Here is an 18,884-nt window from a genome sequence, read left to right as displayed (position 1 = left end):
GTGAGCGACGGCTGCGTGCCCGAGGGGGCGGAGGGCTCGGCGCACCTCGCCGGGGTTCCCGACGAGTTCCAGCGCCTGTGGACGCCGCACCGGATGGTCTACATCCAGAAGGGGCAGCCCGGAGCCGACGACTGTCCCTTCTGCGTGGCGCCGACGCTGAGCGACGAGGAGGCCCTCATCGTCGCCCGCGGGGAGCACGCCTACGTCCTACTGAACCTGTTCCCGTACAACTCCGGCCACCTCCTGGTCTGCCCGTACCGGCACATCCCGCTCTACGACGAGGCCACTCCCGAGGAAGTGGCCGAGATCGGAGCGCTCACGCAGACGGCGATGCGCGTCGTCCGCTCGGTCTCGAACAACGACGGCTTCAACCTCGGGATGAACCAGGGCGCGGTCGCGGGAGCGGGGATCGCCGCGCACCTGCACCAGCACGTGGTCCCGCGCTGGGCGACCGATGCGAACTTCTTCCCGATCATCGCCCGCACCAAGGCGCTCCCGCAGCTGCTCGGCGACGTGCGGGCGAGCCTCGCGGCGGCCTGGCCGAGCCTCTAGACCGCCGCCCGGCCCCCTGTCCAGCGCCGCGGACGGCGGGCGCCGTCTCGTAGACTCGGAGCTGCCGTCGGCGGAAGTCGCCGCACAGAACAGGACTCGCGAACATGACCGACACCACCACTCCGTCCTCGTCCGCTCCCGAGCAGTTCGGCTCGAGCCGCGTCAAGCGCGGTCTCGCCGAGATGCTCAAGGGCGGCGTCATCATGGACGTCGTCGACGCCGATCAGGCCCGCATCGCGGAGGACGCCGGCGCGGTCGCCGTGATGGCGCTCGAGCGCGTCCCCGCCGACATCCGCTCGCAGGGCGGCGTCGCACGCATGAGCGACCCCGACCTGATCGACGGCATCGTCTCCGCCGTGTCGATCCCCGTCATGGCGAAGGCGCGCATCGGCCACTTCGTCGAGGCGCAGATCCTGCAGGAGCTCGGCGTCGACTACATCGACGAGTCCGAGGTCCTCTCGCCCGCCGACTACGTGAACCACATCGACAAGTGGAACTTCACCGTCCCCTTCGTCTGCGGAGCGACCAACCTAGGCGAGGCGCTGCGCCGCATCACCGAGGGCGCAGCGATGATCCGCTCGAAGGGCGAGGCCGGCACCGGCGACGTCTCCGAGGCGACCAAGCACATCCGCACGATCTCCGGCGAGGTCAACCGCCTGAAGGCGATGACCAAGGACGAGCTCTACGTCGCCGCCAAGGAGCTGCAGGCCCCCTACGACCTGGTCGTCGAGATCGCCCGGACCGGCAAGCTCCCCGTCGTCCTCTTCACCGCCGGCGGGGTCGCGACCCCGGCCGACGCGGCGCTGATGATGCAGCTGGGCGCCGACGGCGTGTTCGTCGGCTCCGGCGTCTTCAAGTCGGGCGAGCCCGCCAAGCGCGCGGCCGCGATCGTGAAGGCGACCACCTTCTTCGACGACGCGAAGGTCGTCGCGGAGGCCTCGCGCGGCCTGGGCGAGGCGATGGTCGGCATCAACGTGGCCGACGTGCCCGCGCCGCACCGCCTCGCCGAGCGTGGCTGGTAGCGCCGACGCGCCGCTCGCCGGCGCAGGATCGACGCGGGAGTCCCTCGAGGGGCTCCGCGTCGGGGTCCTCGCGCTGCAGGGCGACTTCCGCGAGCACGCGCACGTCCTGCGCGAGCTGGGCGCCGAGGTGGTGCTGGTGCGACGCCCGGAGGAGCTCGCCACCGTCGCGGGGCTGGTCATCCCGGGCGGCGAGTCCACGGTGATGGACAAGCTGTCGCGCCTCTTCGGCCTCGCGGAGCCGGTCGTCGAGGCGATCAGTGCGGGGATGCCCGTCTACGGGACCTGCGCCGGGCTGATCATGCTCGCCGACCGGGTCCTCGACCGCATCGACGGCCAGAGCAGCTTCGGCGGCCTGGACGTGTCGGTCCGGAGGAACGCGTTCGGCAACCAGCTCGACTCCTTCGAGACCGATCTCGACGTGCCGGCGATCGGCGATCCGCCGGTGCACGCGGTCTTCATCCGCGCACCGGTCGTGGAGGAGCTGGGGGAGCGGGCGACCGCGCTCGCCAGCGTCGCCGACGGGCGGGTGGTCGCGGTCGAGCAGGGCAACCTCCTCGGGACGGCGTTCCATCCCGAGATCACCGGCGACTACCGGTTCCACGAGCTGTTCCTGCGGAAGGTCGCGGCGACGCGCTTCGGCGACTGACCCGCTGCCGTCCCCTCCGCCAGGGGTGGACGGTGCGGGACCCGCGGGCCAGGGTGGTCGCATGCCCGAACTCCCCGAGGTCCAGGCCCTCGCCCTCGATCTCGACGCGCGCCTGGGCGGACGCGTCCTCGAGCGGCTCGACGTGTTCGCGATCTCCGCCCTCAAGACCGTCGCCATCCCGCCGTCCGCTCTGTCCGGCGAGACCGTCCACGGAGTGTCGCGGCACGGCAAGTTCCTCGACCTCGCAGTCGGCGAGGCCCACGTCCTCCTGCACCTCGCCCGCGCCGGCTGGGTCCGCTGGCGGCCCGAGCGGCCGACGGCGCCGGCGAAGCCCGGCCGGGGACCGCTCGCCGCGCGGCTCGTCCTCGACGACGGGTCGGGGTTCGACGTGACGGAGGCCGGCACCAAGAAGAGCCTCGCGCTCTCGATCGTCGCCGATCCGCTCGACGTCCCGGGCGTCGCCCGGCTGGGTCCCGATCCGCTGGACCCGGAGTTCACCGAGGAGATCCTCGGCGCGATCCTCGCCACGGCGGGCCGGGCGCAGGTGAAGGGCGTCCTCCGCGACCAGTCCCGCATCGCGGGCATCGGCAACGCCTACTCCGACGAGATCCTCCACGTGGCGCGCATGTCGCCCTTCAAGCCCGCCGCGCTCACCGCCGACGAGCTGGACCGCCTCTATGCGGCCCTCCGCTACACACTCGAGGAGGCGCTCGCCCGCGCCGAGGGCCTGCACGCGGCCGACCTCAAGCGCGAGAAGAAGCTCGGCATGCGCGTCCACGGCCGCACAGGAGAGGCGTGCCCCGTCTGCGGCGACACGATCCGCCAGGTGGTCTTCCACGACTCCACGCTCCAGTACTGCCCCACCTGCCAGACCGACGGCAGGATCCTCGCCGACCGGCTGCTGTCACGGCTGATCAAGTAGCGAGCCGGTCCCTGCCCGGCTCGCCGCGGTCGGCTTCCGGAGATGGCGGGGCGGGTGGAGCGGGTCGCGTCCGCCTACAGCGATCCGCTGGCACGCGGATCACTGGTTCGGCTGTGCTTGTGGCGAGCCGGTCCTCGCCCGGCTCGCCGCGGTCGGCTTCCGGAGATGGCGGGGCGGGTGGAGCGGGTCGCGTCCGCCTACAGCGATCCGCTGGCACGCGGATTACAGGTTCGGCTGTGCTTGTGGCGAGCCGGTCCCTGCCCGGCTCGCCGCGGTCGGCTTCCGGGGGTGGCGGGGGTGGGTGGAGCGGGTCGCGTCCGCCTACAGCGATCCGCTGGCCCGCGGACCGTGCGTTCGGCGGTGCGGGGGCGCGCCGGGAGGGCGGCTCGTCGTCGGCGAGACGGGCGCGGAAGGCTCGGCGCTCGGGCCGAGACGGGCGCGGACCGGCTCTCGAATAGACTGGCCCCTGCCATCAGCGGCGCCCTCGGGGGCCGCACGCAACGAGATTTCCGAGGGAGCACCGTGTCCGGGCATTCCAAGTGGGCCACGACCAAGCACCAGAAGGCGATCAAGGACTCGCGCCGCGCGAAGTCCTTCGCCAAGCTGATCAAGAACATCGAGGTGGCCGCCAAGATCGGCGGCGCCGACCTCTCCGGCAACCCGACGCTCGTCGACGCCGTGCAGAAGGCGAAGAAGACCTCGGTGCCCAACGACAACATCGACCGCGCGATCAAGCGCGGCGCCGGCCTCACCGGCGAGGTCATCGACTACACGACGATCATGTACGAGGCCTACGGCCCCAACGGCATCGCCCTGCTCGTCGAGTGCCTCACCGACAACAAGAACCGCGCCGCGGCGGACGTCCGCACCGCGATGACCCGCAACGGCGGCACCATGGCCGACCCGGGCAGCGTCGCCTACAACTTCGCGCGCAAGGGCGTCATCTCCGTGCCCCACGGAGAGAGCGTCACCGAGGATGACGTGCTCGGCGCGGTCCTCGACTTCGGTGTCGACGACGTGCTCGACCACGGCGAGAGCTTCGAGGTCCGCGTCGAGCCGAGCGAGCTCGTCCCGGCCCGCTCGGCCCTGCAGGAGGCGGGCATCGACTACGACTCCGCCGACATCGAGTTCGTCGCCTCCCTCCAGGTCGAGGCCGACGCCGAGACGGCTCGCAAGGTCTTCCGCCTGATCGACGCGCTCGAGGACTCGGACGACGTGCAGAACGTCTACACCAACCTCGACATCACGGCAGAGGTGCGCGCCGAGCTCGAGAACGAGGAGTGACGCGGTGAGCCCGGCCCGATCCTGGAGGGCGGCCTGATGCGCGTCCTCGGGATCGACCCCGGGCTCACCCGCTGCGGCGTCGGCATCGTCGACGTCTCGCGCGACCGCCGCGCGACCCTCGTGCACGTGACGGTCCTCCGGACACCGCCCGATGACGCGCTGGAGCGCCGCCTGCTGGCCCTGGGCGACGGGCTCGAGGCGCTGCTCGACGAGCACCGCCCCGACGCCGTCGCGATCGAGCGGGTCTTCGCGCAGAACAACGTCAGCACCGTGATGGGCATCGCGCAGATCAGCGGCGTCGCCCTCGTCGCGGCGGCCCGGCGCGGGCTCCCGGTCGGGATGCACACGCCGAGCGAGGTGAAGGCCGCCGTCACCGGCTACGGAGCCGCGGACAAGCGCCAGGTCACCGCGATGATCCAGCGCGTCCTCCGGCTCGACGCCCCGCCGCGGCCGGCCGACGCGGCCGACGCTCTCGCCCTGGCCGTCTGCCACGCCTGGCGGGCCCCTCTCGCCCCCTCCTCCGGGTCGGCGGGAGCCGGTGCCGACGGAGCGGCGGGCGGCACAGCAGCGCAGCGGGCGTGGCGCGCCGCCGAGGCCGCGAGTCGAACGCCTGTTCGAGCATCTAGACTGACGCGGTGATCTCCTCCCTCCGCGGCACCGTCCTCTCCGCCCGCGGGAGTCTCGCCGTCCTCGACGTCCACGGCGTCGGCTACGCGGTGAACGTGACCCCGCAGCACGCGCTCGAGATGCGCGTCGGCGACGAGACCACGGTCAGCACCGTGCTCGTCGTCCGCGAGGACTCGCTCACCCTCTACGGCTTCCCCGACGAGGAGCAGCTCGAGATCTTCGAGCTGCTGATCGGCGTGACCGGCGTCGGCCCGAAGTCCGCCCTCGGCGTTCTCGGCGCGGTCGAGCCGGACCGGATCGCGCAGGCGGTCGCCGACGAGGACGACGGGGTGTTCCGGAAGGTCAGCGGCATCGGCCCGAAGACGGCCAAGCTGATCATCCTGTCCCTCGCAGGCAAGGTGACCGTCCGTCCGCGCGCCGCCCGCGGCTCCGGTCCCGCCGCCACCGCCGCGCAGAACGTGCTCGTGGCGCTCGTCGGCCTGGGCTGGCCCGAGCGCACCGCGGCCGATGTGGTCGACGAGATCCTGCTCGACGCGCAGGCCTCCGACGCCGCGAACGTGCAGGCGCTGCTCCGGCTCGCCCTCGCCCGCCTCGGTCCGGCGGCCCGCTCGTGAGCGACGAGGTGCTGGGCGCCGAGGTCGCATCGGAGGCCGAGGTCGCCTTCGAGGGCGCCCTGCGGCCCAGGAACCTCAGCGAGTTCGTCGGCCAGCGCAAGGTGCGCGGCCAGCTCGAGCTGCTGCTCAAGGCCGCGGCCATGCAGGGCCGGACCCCCGACCACATCCTGCTCGCGGGCCCGCCCGGGCTCGGCAAGACGACCCTCGCGATGATCGTGGCGGAGGAGAGCTCCTCGCCCCTGCGGCTCTCCAGCGGCCCCGCGATCCAGCACGCGGGCGACCTCGCCGCCGTCCTCTCCTCGCTGCTGCCCGGCGAGATCCTCTTCATCGACGAGATCCACCGCATGGCGCGCTCCGCGGAGGAGATGCTCTACCTCGCGATGGAGGACTTCCGGATCGACATCATGGTCGGCAAGGGGGCGGGAGCGACGTCCGTCCCGCTGGATCTCGCCCCGTTCACGCTCGTCGGCGCCACGACCCGCTCCGGCCTGCTGCCCAATCCGCTCCGCGACCGCTTCGGCTTCACCGCGCACCTCGAGTTCTACGCGGAGGACGAGCTGCGGCAGGTGCTCGCCCGGGCGGCACGGCTGCTCGAGCTCGACATCGACGCGGACGCGATCGCCGAGATCGCCGGCCGCTGCCGAGGCACCCCGCGCATCGCCAACCGCCTGCTCCGGCGGGTGCGGGACTTCGCCCTGGTCCACGGCGGACGGGCCGACGTGACCGCCGTCCGCGCGGCGCTGGAGCTCTACGACGTCGACGCGCTCGGACTCGACCGGCTCGACCGCGCGGTGATGGAGATCGTGCTGACCCGCTTCGACGGCGGGCCGGTCGGCCTGAACACCCTCGCCGTGTCGGTGGGGGAGGAGGCGGAGACGGTCGAGGCCGTCGTCGAGCCGTTCCTCGTGCGGATCGGATTGCTGACCCGGACGCCGCGCGGCCGCGTGGCGACCCCCGCCGCCTACCGCCACTTCGGCATCGACCCCCGGGGGACGGCGGCTCAGCCGCCCCTGTTCCCCGATGATCTATGATTCTCTAGGCCCGACGGGCCGCTCGATCCGCTCCGCCTCGACCTGAGGCCGCGCGGCGGATCGCCCATCCACTCCGGAAGGCCCACCCATGGATCCGACGATCATCCTGCTCGTCCTGCTGCTCGCCGTGATGATCATCTTCATGTTCCGCAACAACAAGAAGCGCCAGCGCGACGCGGAGAGCATGAAGAACAACCTCCAGCCGGGGGTGGAGCTCATGACCGGCTCCGGCCTCTTCGGCACCGTCGTGTCGATCGACGACGAGGCGAACAAGATCGTCATCGAGTCGACCCCCGGCACGCTGCTGACCATCCACCGTCAGGCGATCGCCCGGCTCATCGACCCGAGCGAGAACGCCGTCGTCGTCGAGACCGAGGACGAGGCCGACCCGCTGACCGCGACCGGCTCGCCCGAGTTCGGCGAGCGCGACTCCGCGCACCGCGACCCGCTGGTGGACCCGGTCGAGCGCGACCGCCGCCCCGACGCGCAGTAGTCTCCTGGGCGGGCCGGGCGCATCGGCGCCCGCCCGCCCTTCTCCACGCCCGGGCGACCCCGGGCCGATCACCGTCGACCGAAGAGAAAGCTGAGCCCTGGGTGGCCGCATCAACCCCCGTCCGGAAGGCCCGCCGCTCCCTGAGCTGGCTCGGTGTCCTGATCCTCGCTCTCGTCGGACTCAACACGGCGGCCGTCCTCTGGGGCGGCGGCTCCTGGACGCCCAAGCTCGCCCTCGACCTCGAGGGCGGCACGCAGATCGTCCTGCAGCCTCAGCTGAACGACGGCGACACCGTCTCGTCGGAGCAGCTGACCCAGGCCGTCTCGATCATCCGCCAGCGCATCGACGCGTCCGGCGTCTCCGAGGCCGAGATCACGACCCAGGGCTCGAGCAACATCGTCGTCTCGATCCCGGGCACGCCCGACGACGAGACGCTCCAGCGCATCGAGGCCTCGGCGAAGCTCGACTTCCGCCCGGTCCTCGTCGCGAGCCAGGCCACCAACAGCTCGGTCGGCGGCGACGCGACGTCCTCGCCCACGCCGACGCCCGTCGATCCGTCGCTCTCGACGGAGCCGACCGCCTCGCCGACGAACGCGAGCGACCTCGCCTACCTCACGCCGGCGCTCGAGGCCCAGTACACCTCGTTCGACTGCGCGTTCCTCAACGGCCAGGACCCGAACCTCGCCCCGGCCGACCAGCCGCTCATCACCTGCGACGACAGCGGGACGGTGAAGTACGTCCTCGGCCCGGTGGAGATCACCGGCGAGGACATCTCGGACGCCTCGAACGGCCTGATGACGACCTCCTCCGGCGCCAGCACCGGCACCTGGGCCGTCAACCTCTCGTTCGACGACCAGGGCACGCAGGCCTTCGGCGACGTGACCTCGCGCCTCGTGGCGCTGCAGGGTGCGCAGAACCAGTTCGCGATCGTCCTCGACGGCCGGGTCATCTCGGCCCCGTCGACGAACGCCGCCATCACCGACGGCAACGCGCAGATCTCGGGCTCCTTCACCCAGGAGTCGTCGAAGACGCTCGCCGACCAGCTCAAGTACGGCGCGCTGCCGATCGGCTTCCAGGTCCAGAGCTCGGACAGCATCTCGGCGACGCTCGGCTCCGCCCAGCTCGCCAGCGGCCTGCTCGCCGGCCTCATCGGCCTGATCCTCGTCATCGTCTACTCCATCGCGCAGTACCGCGTGCTCGGAGCCGTCACGATCGCCTCGCTGCTCGTCGCGGCGATCGTCACCTACCTCGTCGTCACGCTGCTGTCCTGGCGGGAGGGACTGCGCCTCTCGCTCGCAGGAGTCGCGGGTCTCATCGTCGCGATCGGCATCACGGCCGACTCGTTCATCGTGTACTTCGAGCGCATCCGCGACGAGCTCCGCGACGGACGCGGCCTCGAGTCCGCCGTCGAGTCCGGCTGGCGGCGCGCGCTGCGCACGATCTTCGCGTCCGACATGGTGAACCTGCTCGCCGCGGTGGTCCTCTTCCTCCTCGCCGTCGGCAGTGTCCGCGGCTTCGCGCTCACCCTCGGGATCACGACGATCATCGACCTGATCGTGGTGGCGCTGTTCACCCACCCGATCCTGCAGCTGATGGCCACGAGACCGTTCTTCGCCGAGGGGCACAAGGCCTCGGGCCTGGATCCCCGGGCGCTCGGGGCCGTCTACCGCGGCCGTGCCGCCTTCCGTCCGCAGGACCAGGTGGTCGCCGGCAAGCGCGCCTCCGCGTCCCGTGAGGCGGCCAAGCGCCAGACCATCGCCGAGCGGAAGGCCGCCGAGGCGGCCGGCCTGCGCGACTCCAACGACTCGAACGGGAAGGACGCGTGATGGCCAGCTTCTCGCAGTTCGGAAACGACCTCTACACCGGTGCGCGATCGATCGACTTCGTCGGCCGGCGCCGCACGTGGTACCTCGTCTCGCTCGCCCTGATCCTGATCACGCTGCTCGGGACGGTCGCCCGCGGCGGCTTCAACTTCGGCATCGAGTTCACCGGCGGCTCGCAGTTCACGGTGTCCTCGCCGTCGAGCCTCGAGCAGGCGACGGCGACGGACGCGGTGACCTCGGTCGCTCCGGAGACCGTGCCGCGCGTGTCCATCGTCGGCGACGACTCCATCCGCGTGCAGACCGGCCAGCTCTCGACCGACGAGTCGACCGCGGTGCGGAACGCCCTGTCGGAGGCCTACGACGTGCCCACCGACCAGGTCGCCTCCTCCTTCATCGGAGCGGCGTGGGGCAACGACGTGACCCAGCAGGCCCTGCGCGGCCTGGTGATCTTCGTGGTCCTCGCGGCCCTGGCCATGTGGGCGTACTTCCGCACCTGGAAGATGTCGCTCGCGGCGATCGTCGCGCTCCTGCACGACCTCGTGATCGTGGCAGGCGTCTACGGCATCACCGGCACCGAGGTGTCGCCGGCGGCGGTGATCGGACTGCTGACGATCCTCGGCTACTCGCTCTACGACACGGTCGTGGTTTTCGACAAGATCCGCGAGAACACCGTGGAGGCGCTCGGCAGCACGACCCGCACCTTCTCCGAGACGGTGAACCTGGCCGAGAACCAGACTCTCGTGCGCTCCATCAACACCTCCATCGTCGCCGCCCTCCCGGTGGCCGCGATCCTCGTGATCGGCGCGTTCGTCCTCGGCGCGGGCACTCTCCGCGACATCTCCCTCGCCCTGCTGATCGGCATCATCGTCGGCACGTACTCGACGATCTTCGTCGCGGCGCCGCTGTACGCCCAGCTGCGCAGCCGGGAGCCCGAGATCTCCAAGCACGACAAGCGCGTGGAGTCGGCCCGGGCGAAGGCGACCGCTCCGGCCGCGCCGGCCGTGCAGGGCTGAGCCGTGGCCGACTACGCACAGGTCACGGCGGCCGACGCCGTCGGACTCGTCGAGCGCGACGAGGTCTGGCTGCTCGACGTCCGGGAGCCGCACGAGTGGGCGGCGGGGCATGCTCCGGCCGCCCACCACATCCCGATGGGGGAGATCGGCGCCCGGCAGGACGAGCTCCCGGCCGACACGGCGATACTGGTGGTCTGCCACTCCGGAGTCCGCTCCGCGATGGTGACGCAGGCCCTCGACGGCGCCGGCTACGAGGTCGCCAACGTCGACGCCGGCATGACCGCCTGGGCCGCGGCGGGCGGCGACGTGGTCGACGGCGAGGGGCGCCCGGGACGCATCGGCTGACGCCGGCGCCGTCCGCCCCGGGCGGAACGGTCATCGGCGCCGTCCGCACGGGCGATAATGGGGCGATGGAGATCCTCGCGTGACGGAAACGACGACGACGTCCTCGACCGCTGCCCTGCGCAGACTGGTCCCGCGGATCTTCTCGCGCGCGCAGCCCTCCGGTGCTGTCGACACCCTCGTCCGCACCGTCCGGATGCACCACCCCAAGAGCGACATCGCGCTCATCGAGCGCGCGTACTCGGTCGCGGAGCGGGCGCACGCGAACCAGAAGCGCCGCAGCGGCGAGCCCTACATCACGCATCCGCTGGCCGTCGCGCAGATCCTCGCCGACCTCGGCATCGGCTCGAAGACGATCGCCGCCGCGCTGCTGCACGACACCGTCGAGGACACCGACTACCAGCTCGACGAGCTCCGCGCGGACTTCGGCGACGAGGTCGCGATGCTCGTCGACGGCGTCACCAAGCTCGACAAGGTCAAGTACGGCGACAGCGCGCAGGCCGAGACCGTCCGCAAGATGATCGTGGCGATGTCGAAGGACATCCGCGTCCTGATCATCAAGCTCGCCGACCGCCTTCACAACGCGCGGACCTGGGGCTTCGTCCCCGCCGAGTCCGCGGCCCGCAAGGCCACCGAGACCCTCGAGATCTACGCGCCGCTGGCGCACCGCCTCGGCATCCAGGCCATCAAGTGGGAGCTCGAGGACCTGTCCTTCGCGGTGCTCTACCCCAAGATCTACAACGAGATCGAGAGCCTGGTGAAGCGGCGGACGCCGCAGCGCGAGGAGTTCGTGCAGAACGTCATCGACCTGATCAGCGAGGACCTGCGGGCCGGGCGGATCCGCGGTCGCGTCGTCGGCCGGCCGAAGCAGTACTACTCGATCTACCAGAAGATGGTCGTCCGCGGTCGCGAGTTCGACGAGATCTACGACCTGGTCGGCATCCGCGTCCTCGTGAACTCGGTGCGCGACTGCTACGCCGTGCTCGGCTCGATCCACGCCCGCTGGACGCCGATGCCGGGCCGGTTCAAGGACTACATCGCCACTCCGAAGTTCAACCTCTACCAGTCGCTGCACACGACGGTCGTCGGGCCGAAGGGCCGCGCAGTCGAGATCCAGATCCGCACCAACGAGATGCACCAGCACGCGGAGTTCGGCATCGCGGCGCACTGGAAGTACAAGGAGCAGATGGCCACCGGCAAGGTGCCCACCTCCGGATCGAACGACACCGACCTCGCCTGGCTCGCGCACCTCTCGGACTGGCAGTCGGAGACCACCGACCCGAACGAGTTCCTCGACTCCCTCCGCTTCGAGATCGGCGCCAAGGAGGTCTACGTCTTCACCCCGAAGGGACGCGTGATCGGCCTGCCGACCGGTGCGACCCCGGTCGACTTCGCCTACGCGGTGCACACCGAGGTCGGGCACCGGACGATGGGCGCCAAGGTCAACGGGCGCCTCGTGCCGCTGGAGTCGGCTCTGACGACGGGCGACGTGGTCGAGGTCTTCACCTCGAAGAACCCCGACTCGGGACCGAGCCAGGACTGGCTCCACTTCGTGCAGAGCCCGCGGGCCCGCAATAAGATCCGGCAGTGGTTCACCAAGGAGCGGCGCGACGAGGCGATCGAGCAGGGCAAGGACTCCATCGCCCGGGCGATGCGGAAGCAGAACCTGCCGCTGCAGAAGCTGATGAGCCAGGACACCTTCACCGAGGTGGCCAGCCAGCTGCGCTACAACGACGTCGAGGCGCTCTACGCGGCCGTCGGCGAGGGCCACGTCTCGACCCAGTCGGTGCTCGAGAAGGTCGTCTCCTCCATCCAGGGCGATCCGGAGTCGGACGAGAACGAGGTCACCCTCCCGCGCTCGCCCCGGCCGCGGAGCCGGAGCAGCGAGTCGGGCGTCCTCGTGAAGGGCGCGCCGGACATCCTCGTGAAGCTCGCGAAGTGCTGCACTCCGGTTCCCGGCGATCAGATCGTCGGATTCGTGACGCGGGGAGCCGGCGTCTCCGTGCACCAGGCGAACTGCCACAACGTGCAGGAGCTGCTGAAGGAGCCGGAGCGGATCGTCGACGTCGAGTGGGCGCCGTCCTCCAAGAGCATCTTCCTCGTGCAGATCCAGGTCGAGGCGCTGGACCGCTCGGGCCTGCTGAGCGACGTGACGCGCGTGCTCTCGGAGCACCACGTCAACATCCTCTCGGCGACGGTCTCCACCTCGAGCGACCGGCTGGCGATCAGCCGGTTCGTCTTCGAGATGGGCGACACCACCCACCTGGACCGCGTGCTGAACGCCGTGCGCCGGATCGACGCCGTCTACGACGTCTACCGGGTGAACGCGGGCTGATCCCCGGGCGGCGCCTCGCCGAGCGCCGCCCGCAGCCGTCGTCCGACGTTCCTCCGTCCGGCGACGGCGCTGCCCTCCTCCAGCCTCGCGAGGACGGCGTCGAGGCCGGTCCGGGTGCTCCGAGAGAGCGCTCGGAGGATCGCGCCCGCGTCCTCCGTCCGGGCGAGGTCGATCAGCGTGCGAGCAGGCGACGTGACCGGGGCGCCGCCGAGGAGGACGACGTCGTCCTCGTCGAGCAGGACCTCGTGGCAGCGCAGGCGGGGGTTCGACGGCGCCTGTCGGCGCTTCCGCCGGTCGATCGAGGCGCTGTGCACCCGCGGCGGACGGTGCATCGCTCCGTGCACCCACGCGGCGGAGAGACGATCGGCGACGGCGCCGCGGGGGAGCAGCGAGCGCAGGGAGGCGGCCCGCTCGGACGCCCCCAGGGGCAGGTCCGCGACGAGGAAGCCCTCGTCGAGCGCGACCAGCTCGCCGTCGAGGCGGGCGGCGCACAGCTCCGCGAGAGGGAGGTGCCCGGGGAGGAGCACGGAGGGGAGGCGCATCCGGCCATGCTGGCCGATGCGCCTCCCCTCCGGAACGTCGCGAGCGGATCTGTGGAGGGATCCGCCGGCGCGGGTCTAGCCGATCGCGTCGAGCCAGACCTTGCGGGCGTCGAGCGCCTCCTGCGCCTGGGCGATCGCGTCGCGGTCGCCGCGCGCCTTCGCCTCGTCGAGCTCGTCCTGGAGCTTCTGGATGGCGGCGGTCAGCTGCGAGGCGAGACCCTCGGAGCGGGCCTTGCGCTCCGGGTTGCTGCGGTTCCAGTGCTCCTCGTCGAGCTTGCGGACGTGCGCCTCGACCTTGCGGAGGCGGTCCTCGACGGTGCGCACCTGCTCGCGCGGCACGCGGCCGACGGCGTCCCAGCGCTCCTGGATCGAGAGCAGCACCCGCTTGGCCTTCTCGCGGTCCTGCTCCTGCAGGAGCGGCTCCGCCTCTTCGAGGAGGGCGAGCTTGAGGTCGAGGTTCTCGGTGTACTCGACGCTCTCCTGCGCGACGATCTCGGCCTTGGCGCCGTAGATCGCGTCGCCGGCGGCCTTGAAGCGCGCCCAGAGCGCGTCGTCGAACCGCTTGCCGGCACGGCCTGCGACCCGCCAGCGCTCGAGCAGCGCGCGGTAGTCCGGGATGGCGTCGGCGCCCTGGGGCACCAGCGCCTCGGCCTGGTCGATGAGCGCCTGCTTGGCCTGCTTGGCCTCGCGGTGCGCGGAGTCGAGGTCGGCGAAGAACGCCTTGCGGTTCTGCTCGATCGTGGTGCGCGCTCCGCGGAACCGGCGCCACAGCTCGTTCGCGTCGTTCTTGGGAAGGCGCGGGCCCTGCTGCTGGTGGTTCTGCCAGCGGGCGAAGAGGTCGTCGATCGCGGCGCTGGCCTGCTTCCACTGCGTCTTCGCCGGGTCGACCGCCGCCAGGGCCTCGGCCTCGGCGACGATCGCCTCGCGGTAGGCGAGGGCCTCGGACAGCGCGGCCTTCGACTCGGCCGCCTGCTGCTCGGTCAGATCCTCGACGGAGCCGCTCAGCGCGTCGACCCGGGTCTGCAGCGACTCGAGGTCGCCGACCGCGTTCGCCTGCGCGATGGCCGCGGACAGCGACTGCACCGTCCGGGCGACGTCTCCGGCGGGTGCGCCCCGCTTGGCGCGCTGCTCGAGCAGGGAGACCTGCCCGGCGAGCTCCGTGTACTTGCGCTCGTAGTAGGCGAGCGCCTCCTCGGGAGTCGCATCGGGGTACTGGCCGACCTCTCGCTCCCCGTCGCCGACGCGGACGTAGACCGTCCCGTCGTCGCCGACCCGTCCCCACGGCTGCTGGTCACTCATCGCTCGGAGCCTCACCTTGCTGTTCGATGTCGTGCTTCTCGGTGCCCGTCGCGTCGTCGGCCGGTGGGGCTCGACGGCCGGAGGGCCGAAGACCGCGCTCGGCCGCGAACGGGCAGTGACGACAAGCCTATTGCACTCCCCGCGCGGGCGGACCGTGACGACGCCGCGGGTGCGGCTACTCGACGGAGACGGAGGTGATGGTCACGGGCTCGGCGGGGGCGCCGTCACCCGATCCGTCGGCCGTGCCCTTCGACACGACGTCGCTGACGAGCGCGTCCAGTCCCGAGGTGACCTGCCCGAGCACGGTGTACCCGCCGGCCGCGTCGGCGGGCAGGGTCGTGTCCTGGTAGACGACGAAGAACTGGCTGCCCTGGCTGTAGCCGTTGCCGCCCTGGCGGGCCATGGCGATGGTCCCGGCCGGGTAGACGCCGTCCTCGGGCGCGTTCTCGACGGGGCCGTAGCTGTAGCCGGGGCCGCCGGTGCCGTCGCCGTCCGGGTCGCCGCACTGGAGGACGTAGAGGCCCTCCGTGGTGAGGCGGTGGCAGGAGACGCCGTCGTAGAAGCCGGACTGCGTCAGCGAGATGAAGGAGGACACCGCCTGCGGGGCGGCGGCGCCGGCGAGCGTGATGCCCAGCGGGTCCTCGCCGATCGTGAGCGTGCCCGTCCAGTCGCGGCCCTCGGCGATGTCGGAGGAGGGGACGTCGCCGGTGTTCGACCCCGTCGCCTCGGGCGTCGGGGTCGCGGAGGAGGAGGAGGTCGGCTCGGCGACCGGGGTGCCGGGGCCGCCGGAGAAGTAGAGGATCTGGGCGACGACGGCGAGCCCGATCACGACGACGGCGGCGATCGCCGCGATCACGTTGTCGCGCACGCGCCGCTTCTGCCTCGAGCGGTGGAGGCTCTGACGGGCCTGGTAGGCCCGGAGCCGGGTGCGCGCCTCGCGGTCGTTCGACTTGCCCTGGGCCACGTGTTCCTCCGACGTCCTCGTCCGCGCACGGCTTCGGCGCGGCGGCCCGCGCACGCAGGCCGCGTCGAGCCTACGAGAACCGCCGGAGACGCGACAAACGCCGCTCCGTCGCGCCGGGCAGTCGGGCCGGGGCTCTGTCGGAGGCCGTCGTTACGCTGGGGGCATGACCATGCAGCAGGCCGGACTCCGCTCCGGGGCGACTCCGCTCGCCGTGCGGATGCGGCCGCGCAGCCTCGAGGAGGTCGCCGGCCAGCGCCACCTCCTGACGCCCGGCTCGCCCCTGGTCGCCCTCGCCGCCGACACGACGGGGGAGCGGGGAGCGGTGTCCGTGATCCTCTGGGGCCCTCCCGGCACGGGCAAGACCACGCTCGCGCAGGCGGTGGCCCACTCCAGCGGCCGCCGCTTCGTCGAGCTCTCCGCCGTCACGGCGGGCGTGAAGGACGTGCGGCAGGTGATGGAGGAGGCACTCTCCACCCGCGACCTCTACGGCACGTCCACCGTGCTCTTCCTCGACGAGATCCACCGCTTCACCAAGGCGCAGCAGGACGCACTGCTGCCCGGGGTCGAGAACGGGTGGGTCATCCTCATCGCGGCCACGACCGAGAACCCCTCGTTCTCGGTGATCGCGCCGCTGCTCTCGCGCTCGCTCCTGCTGACCCTCGAGCCGCTCAGCGACGACGACCTGGGCGTCCTGGTCGACCGCGCCCTGCACGACGAGCGGGGTCTGCGCGACTCGGTGACGCTGGAGGAGGAGGCCCGGGCGAGCATCGTGCGGCTCGCCTCCGGAGACGCCCGGCGGGCACTGACCGCGCTCGAGGCCGCCGCCACCTCCGCCCGCTCGGAGGCCCGCGAGGCCGACCGGGTCGCCCGCGCCGCCGCCGCGGAGGACCCGGACGAGGAGAACGAGGACGACGAGGGCGCTCCCGTCGAGGCCGCCGCCGAGGAGCCCGCGCTCCCCGTCATCACGACCGAGGTCGTCGCGCGCGCCGTCGACCGCGCCCTGCTGCGCTACGACCGCAACGGCGACGAGCACTACGACGTCATCAGCGCCTTCATCAAGTCCATCCGGGGCTCGGACGTCGACGCGGCGCTGCACTACCTGGCCCGGATGATCGAGGCGGGGGAGGATCCGCGGTTCATCGCCCGCCGCATCATCGTCTCCGCGTCCGAGGACATCGGCATGGCCGACCCGCAGGCGCTCGTCGTCGCGATCGCCGCGGCGGACGCCGTGCAGTTCATCGGCATGCCGGAGGGGCGCATCCCGCTCGCCCAGGCGGTCGTGCACCTGGCGACCGCCCCGAAGTCGAACGCGTCCTACTCCGCCATCGACGCGGCCATCGCGGACGTGCGCGCGGGCCGCGCGGGCCGCGTGCCGGCGCACCTGCGCGACGCGCACTACCCCGGCGCCAAGAAGCTCGGCCACGGGAAGGGCTACCGGTACCCGCACGACGCCGACCTCGGCGTCCTCGAGCAGCAGTACCTCCCGGATCCGCTCCAGGGCGCGCGGTACTACCGGCCCACCGAGCACGGCAACGAGCGCGACGTCTCCGCACGCCTGGCGAAGCTCCTGCGCATCATCCGCGGCGACCGGGGCTGACCGCGCCGACCACGAGCTCGCGCGACCCGCACGGGAGGCCGTGGCCTGATAGTCTTGCGAGGTTGCCCACCGCTCTGTAGCCGAGCGGAGCAGCGCATCCCTCTGAATCGCGCAGCCCGCCACTGCGGTCACCCTTCCCCCGCACCCGCGGAGGACACGACCGCGGCGACCGCCCTCCTCCCGGAGCCGGCGGTCGAGAGCTGCGACCGAACCTCTCAGACCTTGGAAGGACCACTGTGTCGACCACGTCCCGTACCCGCTCGAAGACGCGCCTCTCGCGCGCCCTCGGCATCCCCCTGACCCCGAAGGCCGCCCGCTACCTCGAGAAGCGTCCCTACGCTCCCGGTGAGCACGGCCGCTCGAAGCGCAAGGCCGACTCCGACTACGCCGTCCGCCTCCGTGAGAAGCAGCGTCTGCGCGCCCAGTACGGCATCCGCGAGAAGCAGCTCCGCATCGCCTTCCAGGAGGCGCGCCGCACCCAGGGCCTGACCGGTGAGAACCTGGTCGAGCTCCTCGAGATGCGCCTCGACGCCCTCGTCCTGCGCTCGGGCTTCGCCCGTACCACCGCGCAGGCCCGCCAGTTCGTCACCCACCGCCACATCATGGTGGACGGCAAGACGGTCGACCGCCCCTCCTTCCGCGTGAAGCCGGGCCAGGTCATCCACGTCAAGACCCGCTCCGAGGGCACCGAGCCCTTCCAGGTCGCCGCCGCCGGTGGACACGTCGACGTCCTCCCCAAGACCCCGGGCTACCTCGAGGTCGAGATCGACAAGCTGCAGGCGACGCTCCTGCGCCGCCCGAAGCGCGCCGAGGTCCCCGTGACCTGCGAAGTGCAGCTCGTCGTCGAGTACTACGCGGCCCGCTGAGTCCAGCCCCGCAGAGAAAGGCCCCGGTGTCCGCACCGGGGCCTTTCCCGTTCCCGGGGTCGCGATCCGGAGTGCCCGCCGCGCTCCGAGAGTCCCGCGCTGCGCCCGATCCGGCCGTCGCGCCCGAGCCGAGCGCCCGTCCCCGCGTCCGACCCTCTCGCGGCCCGTCGGTAGGCTGGAGTGCCGCGCTGGGCGGCATCGAACGGAGGTCACCGTGACCGGTGGAGACATCGCAGGGCTCATCGCCGCGGGGGTGTTCGCGATCCTGGTGGCGATCACCGCCGTCCCGCTCTGGAAGCTCGGGCGCGTCTTCGACAGCACGAGCGAGGCCATCAAGCAGGCCAGCGACGGCCTGACGCCGATCCTCGACGAGTCGGCCTCCACCCTCCGCGAGGCCAACCACCAGCTCGCGCGGGTGGACACGATCACCAAGGACGTCGCCGAGGTCACCGGCAACGTCAACGCGCTCGTCGCCCTCACAGCCGCGACCGTCGGCGGTCCGCTCATCAAGCTCGCCGGCTTCACCGCCGGAGTCCGCGCCGTGCTCGTCGCCGGACGCACGGCCGACAAGGCCGGAGCCGCGGTCGGCCGCTCCGCCGCGAAGCGCACGAAGAGGCCGCGCTCGAAGTAGCGCCGCGCCCGCGCCCTAGAATCGAACGGGTCGTCGCGCCGTCGCGCCCGCCCCGCCGCTGTGGAAGGACACCCCGTGAAGAACATCCTCCTGATCGTCATCGGGATCGGCCTCGGATTCGCGGTCGCCCACCAGGTCTCGCGCACCGAGGCGGGCGCCCGGCTCTTCGCCGACATCAACCGCACCGCGAAGGAGCTCGGCGAGGCCGTCTCCGAGGGCTACCACCAGCGCGAGGCCGAACTGAAGGCCGCCATCGGCGAGGGCTGACGCCCCGCCGCCCG

Annotated in this window: 20 protein-coding genes; 17 read left to right on the top strand and 3 right to left on the bottom strand. The window is 71.9% G+C overall.

What is annotated here, in order from left to right:
* The 13 genes from GTU71_RS05640 to GTU71_RS05580 all read left to right on the top strand — a co-directional run bounded on the left by GTU71_RS05640 (nucleotide 1) and on the right by GTU71_RS05580 (nucleotide 12,704).
* Nucleotides 1–552: an HIT domain-containing protein gene (locus GTU71_RS05640; protein ID WP_244230646.1), complete on the top strand. Its 552-nt coding sequence runs from the start codon at nucleotides 1–3 to the stop codon at nucleotides 550–552.
* A gap of 104 nt (nucleotides 553–656) precedes the next feature.
* Nucleotides 657–1,574, top strand: coding sequence for a pyridoxal 5'-phosphate synthase lyase subunit PdxS (gene pdxS / locus GTU71_RS05635; protein WP_104224629.1), 918 nt, complete (start codon nucleotides 657–659; stop codon nucleotides 1,572–1,574).
* Entirely contained in the window at nucleotides 1,564–2,220 is a 657-nt protein-coding gene (pdxT, locus tag GTU71_RS05630) for a pyridoxal 5'-phosphate synthase glutaminase subunit PdxT (protein ID WP_104246769.1), read from the top strand. The genes pdxS and pdxT overlap by 11 nt, the downstream gene beginning before the upstream one ends.
* Before the next feature lie 61 nt (nucleotides 2,221–2,281).
* Nucleotides 2,282–3,142: a DNA-formamidopyrimidine glycosylase family protein gene (locus GTU71_RS05625; protein ID WP_104225339.1), complete on the top strand. Its 861-nt coding sequence runs from the start codon at nucleotides 2,282–2,284 to the stop codon at nucleotides 3,140–3,142.
* A gap of 522 nt (nucleotides 3,143–3,664) precedes the next feature.
* On the top strand, nucleotides 3,665–4,426 hold the full coding sequence (locus GTU71_RS05620; protein ID WP_104224772.1) for a YebC/PmpR family DNA-binding transcriptional regulator: 762 nt from the start codon (nucleotides 3,665–3,667) through the stop codon (nucleotides 4,424–4,426).
* 36 nt (nucleotides 4,427–4,462) lie between these two features.
* The gene (ruvC, locus tag GTU71_RS05615) at nucleotides 4,463–5,065 is read left to right on the top strand and encodes a crossover junction endodeoxyribonuclease RuvC (protein ID WP_104225338.1); all 603 of its coding nucleotides are present in this window, start codon (nucleotides 4,463–4,465) and stop codon (nucleotides 5,063–5,065) included.
* Nucleotides 5,062–5,667 carry a Holliday junction branch migration protein RuvA gene (ruvA, locus tag GTU71_RS05610; protein WP_159939455.1) on the top strand — a complete coding sequence of 202 codons (606 nt, stop codon included), beginning with the start codon at nucleotides 5,062–5,064 and terminating at the stop codon, nucleotides 5,665–5,667. Before ruvC ends, ruvA begins: the two co-directional genes overlap by 4 nt.
* On the top strand, nucleotides 5,664–6,698 hold the full coding sequence (gene ruvB, locus GTU71_RS05605; RefSeq protein ID WP_104224769.1) for a Holliday junction branch migration DNA helicase RuvB: 1,035 nt from the start codon (nucleotides 5,664–5,666) through the stop codon (nucleotides 6,696–6,698). Before ruvA ends, ruvB begins: the two co-directional genes overlap by 4 nt.
* Nucleotides 6,699–6,786: 88 nt before the next feature.
* Entirely contained in the window at nucleotides 6,787–7,191 is a 405-nt protein-coding gene (yajC, locus tag GTU71_RS05600; RefSeq protein WP_104233318.1) for a preprotein translocase subunit YajC, read from the top strand.
* A 101-nt stretch (nucleotides 7,192–7,292) separates the two neighbouring features.
* Nucleotides 7,293–9,017, top strand: a complete 1,725-nt coding sequence (gene secD, locus GTU71_RS05595) for a protein translocase subunit SecD (RefSeq protein ID WP_104261519.1) — start codon at nucleotides 7,293–7,295, stop codon at nucleotides 9,015–9,017.
* The gene (gene secF, locus GTU71_RS05590) at nucleotides 9,017–10,027 is read left to right on the top strand and encodes a protein translocase subunit SecF (RefSeq protein ID WP_104233316.1); all 1,011 of its coding nucleotides are present in this window, start codon (nucleotides 9,017–9,019) and stop codon (nucleotides 10,025–10,027) included. Before secD ends, secF begins: the two co-directional genes overlap by 1 nt.
* Nucleotides 10,028–10,030: 3 nt before the next feature.
* On the top strand, nucleotides 10,031–10,372 hold the full coding sequence (locus GTU71_RS05585; protein ID WP_104224765.1) for a rhodanese-like domain-containing protein: 342 nt from the start codon (nucleotides 10,031–10,033) through the stop codon (nucleotides 10,370–10,372).
* Nucleotides 10,373–10,451: 79 nt separating this feature from the next.
* Nucleotides 10,452–12,704, top strand: a complete 2,253-nt coding sequence (locus GTU71_RS05580) for a bifunctional (p)ppGpp synthetase/guanosine-3',5'-bis(diphosphate) 3'-pyrophosphohydrolase (protein WP_104225334.1) — start codon at nucleotides 10,452–10,454, stop codon at nucleotides 12,702–12,704.
* Here GTU71_RS05580 and GTU71_RS05575 read toward each other — a convergent pair.
* The 3 genes from GTU71_RS05575 to GTU71_RS05565 form a co-directional block, all read right to left on the bottom strand.
* Nucleotides 12,683–13,246, bottom strand: a complete 564-nt coding sequence (locus GTU71_RS05575; RefSeq protein WP_159939454.1) for a type IV toxin-antitoxin system AbiEi family antitoxin — start codon at nucleotides 13,244–13,246, stop codon at nucleotides 12,683–12,685. The two genes, GTU71_RS05580 and GTU71_RS05575, sit on opposite strands and share 22 nt — an antisense overlap.
* Nucleotides 13,247–13,321: 75 nt before the next feature.
* Nucleotides 13,322–14,545: a DUF349 domain-containing protein gene (locus tag GTU71_RS05570; RefSeq protein ID WP_104224762.1), complete on the bottom strand. Its 1,224-nt coding sequence runs from the start codon at nucleotides 14,543–14,545 to the stop codon at nucleotides 13,322–13,324.
* 175 nt (nucleotides 14,546–14,720) lie between these two features.
* The gene (locus GTU71_RS05565) at nucleotides 14,721–15,509 is read right to left on the bottom strand and encodes a peptidylprolyl isomerase (protein WP_104325434.1); all 789 of its coding nucleotides are present in this window, start codon (nucleotides 15,507–15,509) and stop codon (nucleotides 14,721–14,723) included.
* 163 nt (nucleotides 15,510–15,672) lie between these two features.
* Between GTU71_RS05565 and GTU71_RS05560 the strand changes: the two genes are divergently transcribed.
* The 4 genes from GTU71_RS05560 to GTU71_RS05545 all read left to right on the top strand — a co-directional run bounded on the left by GTU71_RS05560 (nucleotide 15,673) and on the right by GTU71_RS05545 (nucleotide 18,870).
* Nucleotides 15,673–17,106, top strand: a complete 1,434-nt coding sequence (locus tag GTU71_RS05560; RefSeq protein ID WP_104351670.1) for a replication-associated recombination protein A — start codon at nucleotides 15,673–15,675, stop codon at nucleotides 17,104–17,106.
* 236 nt (nucleotides 17,107–17,342) lie between these two features.
* Nucleotides 17,343–17,972, top strand: a complete 630-nt coding sequence (gene rpsD / locus GTU71_RS05555) for a 30S ribosomal protein S4 (protein WP_068210518.1) — start codon at nucleotides 17,343–17,345, stop codon at nucleotides 17,970–17,972.
* 214 nt (nucleotides 17,973–18,186) lie between these two features.
* Nucleotides 18,187–18,603, top strand: coding sequence for a DUF948 domain-containing protein (locus tag GTU71_RS05550; protein ID WP_104224759.1), 417 nt, complete (start codon nucleotides 18,187–18,189; stop codon nucleotides 18,601–18,603).
* 75 nt (nucleotides 18,604–18,678) lie between these two features.
* Nucleotides 18,679–18,870 carry a hypothetical protein gene (locus tag GTU71_RS05545; protein ID WP_104225329.1) on the top strand — a complete coding sequence of 64 codons (192 nt, stop codon included), beginning with the start codon at nucleotides 18,679–18,681 and terminating at the stop codon, nucleotides 18,868–18,870.
* Nucleotides 18,871–18,884 lie beyond the last annotated feature (14 nt).

This window comes from Rathayibacter sp. VKM Ac-2762, from assembly GCF_009866585.1.
Classification (GTDB): domain Bacteria; phylum Actinomycetota; class Actinomycetes; order Actinomycetales; family Microbacteriaceae; genus Rathayibacter.
The sequence above is the reverse complement of the archived record's forward strand: the minus strand, read 5'-3'. Positions and strand labels throughout refer to the sequence as shown.

Excerpts from the sequence above, each read along its gene's own strand:
- GTU71_RS05625 (WP_104225339.1), top strand. The coding sequence starts at position 2,282 with ATGCCCGAACTCCCCGAGGTCCAGGCCCTCGCCCTCGATCTCGACGCG.
- pdxS (WP_104224629.1), top strand. The coding sequence starts at position 657 with ATGACCGACACCACCACTCCGTCCTCGTCCGCTCCCGAGCAGTTCGGC.
- yajC (WP_104233318.1), top strand. The coding sequence starts at position 6,787 with ATGGATCCGACGATCATCCTGCTCGTCCTGCTGCTCGCCGTGATGATC.
- GTU71_RS05560 (WP_104351670.1), top strand. The coding sequence starts at position 15,673 with ATGACCATGCAGCAGGCCGGACTCCGCTCCGGGGCGACTCCGCTCGCC.
- secF (WP_104233316.1), top strand. The coding sequence starts at position 9,017 with ATGGCCAGCTTCTCGCAGTTCGGAAACGACCTCTACACCGGTGCGCGA.
- ruvC (WP_104225338.1), top strand. The coding sequence starts at position 4,463 with ATGCGCGTCCTCGGGATCGACCCCGGGCTCACCCGCTGCGGCGTCGGC.
- GTU71_RS05575 (WP_159939454.1), bottom strand. The coding sequence starts at position 13,246 with ATGCGCCTCCCCTCCGTGCTCCTCCCCGGGCACCTCCCTCTCGCGGAG.
- GTU71_RS05570 (WP_104224762.1), bottom strand. The coding sequence starts at position 14,545 with ATGAGTGACCAGCAGCCGTGGGGACGGGTCGGCGACGACGGGACGGTC.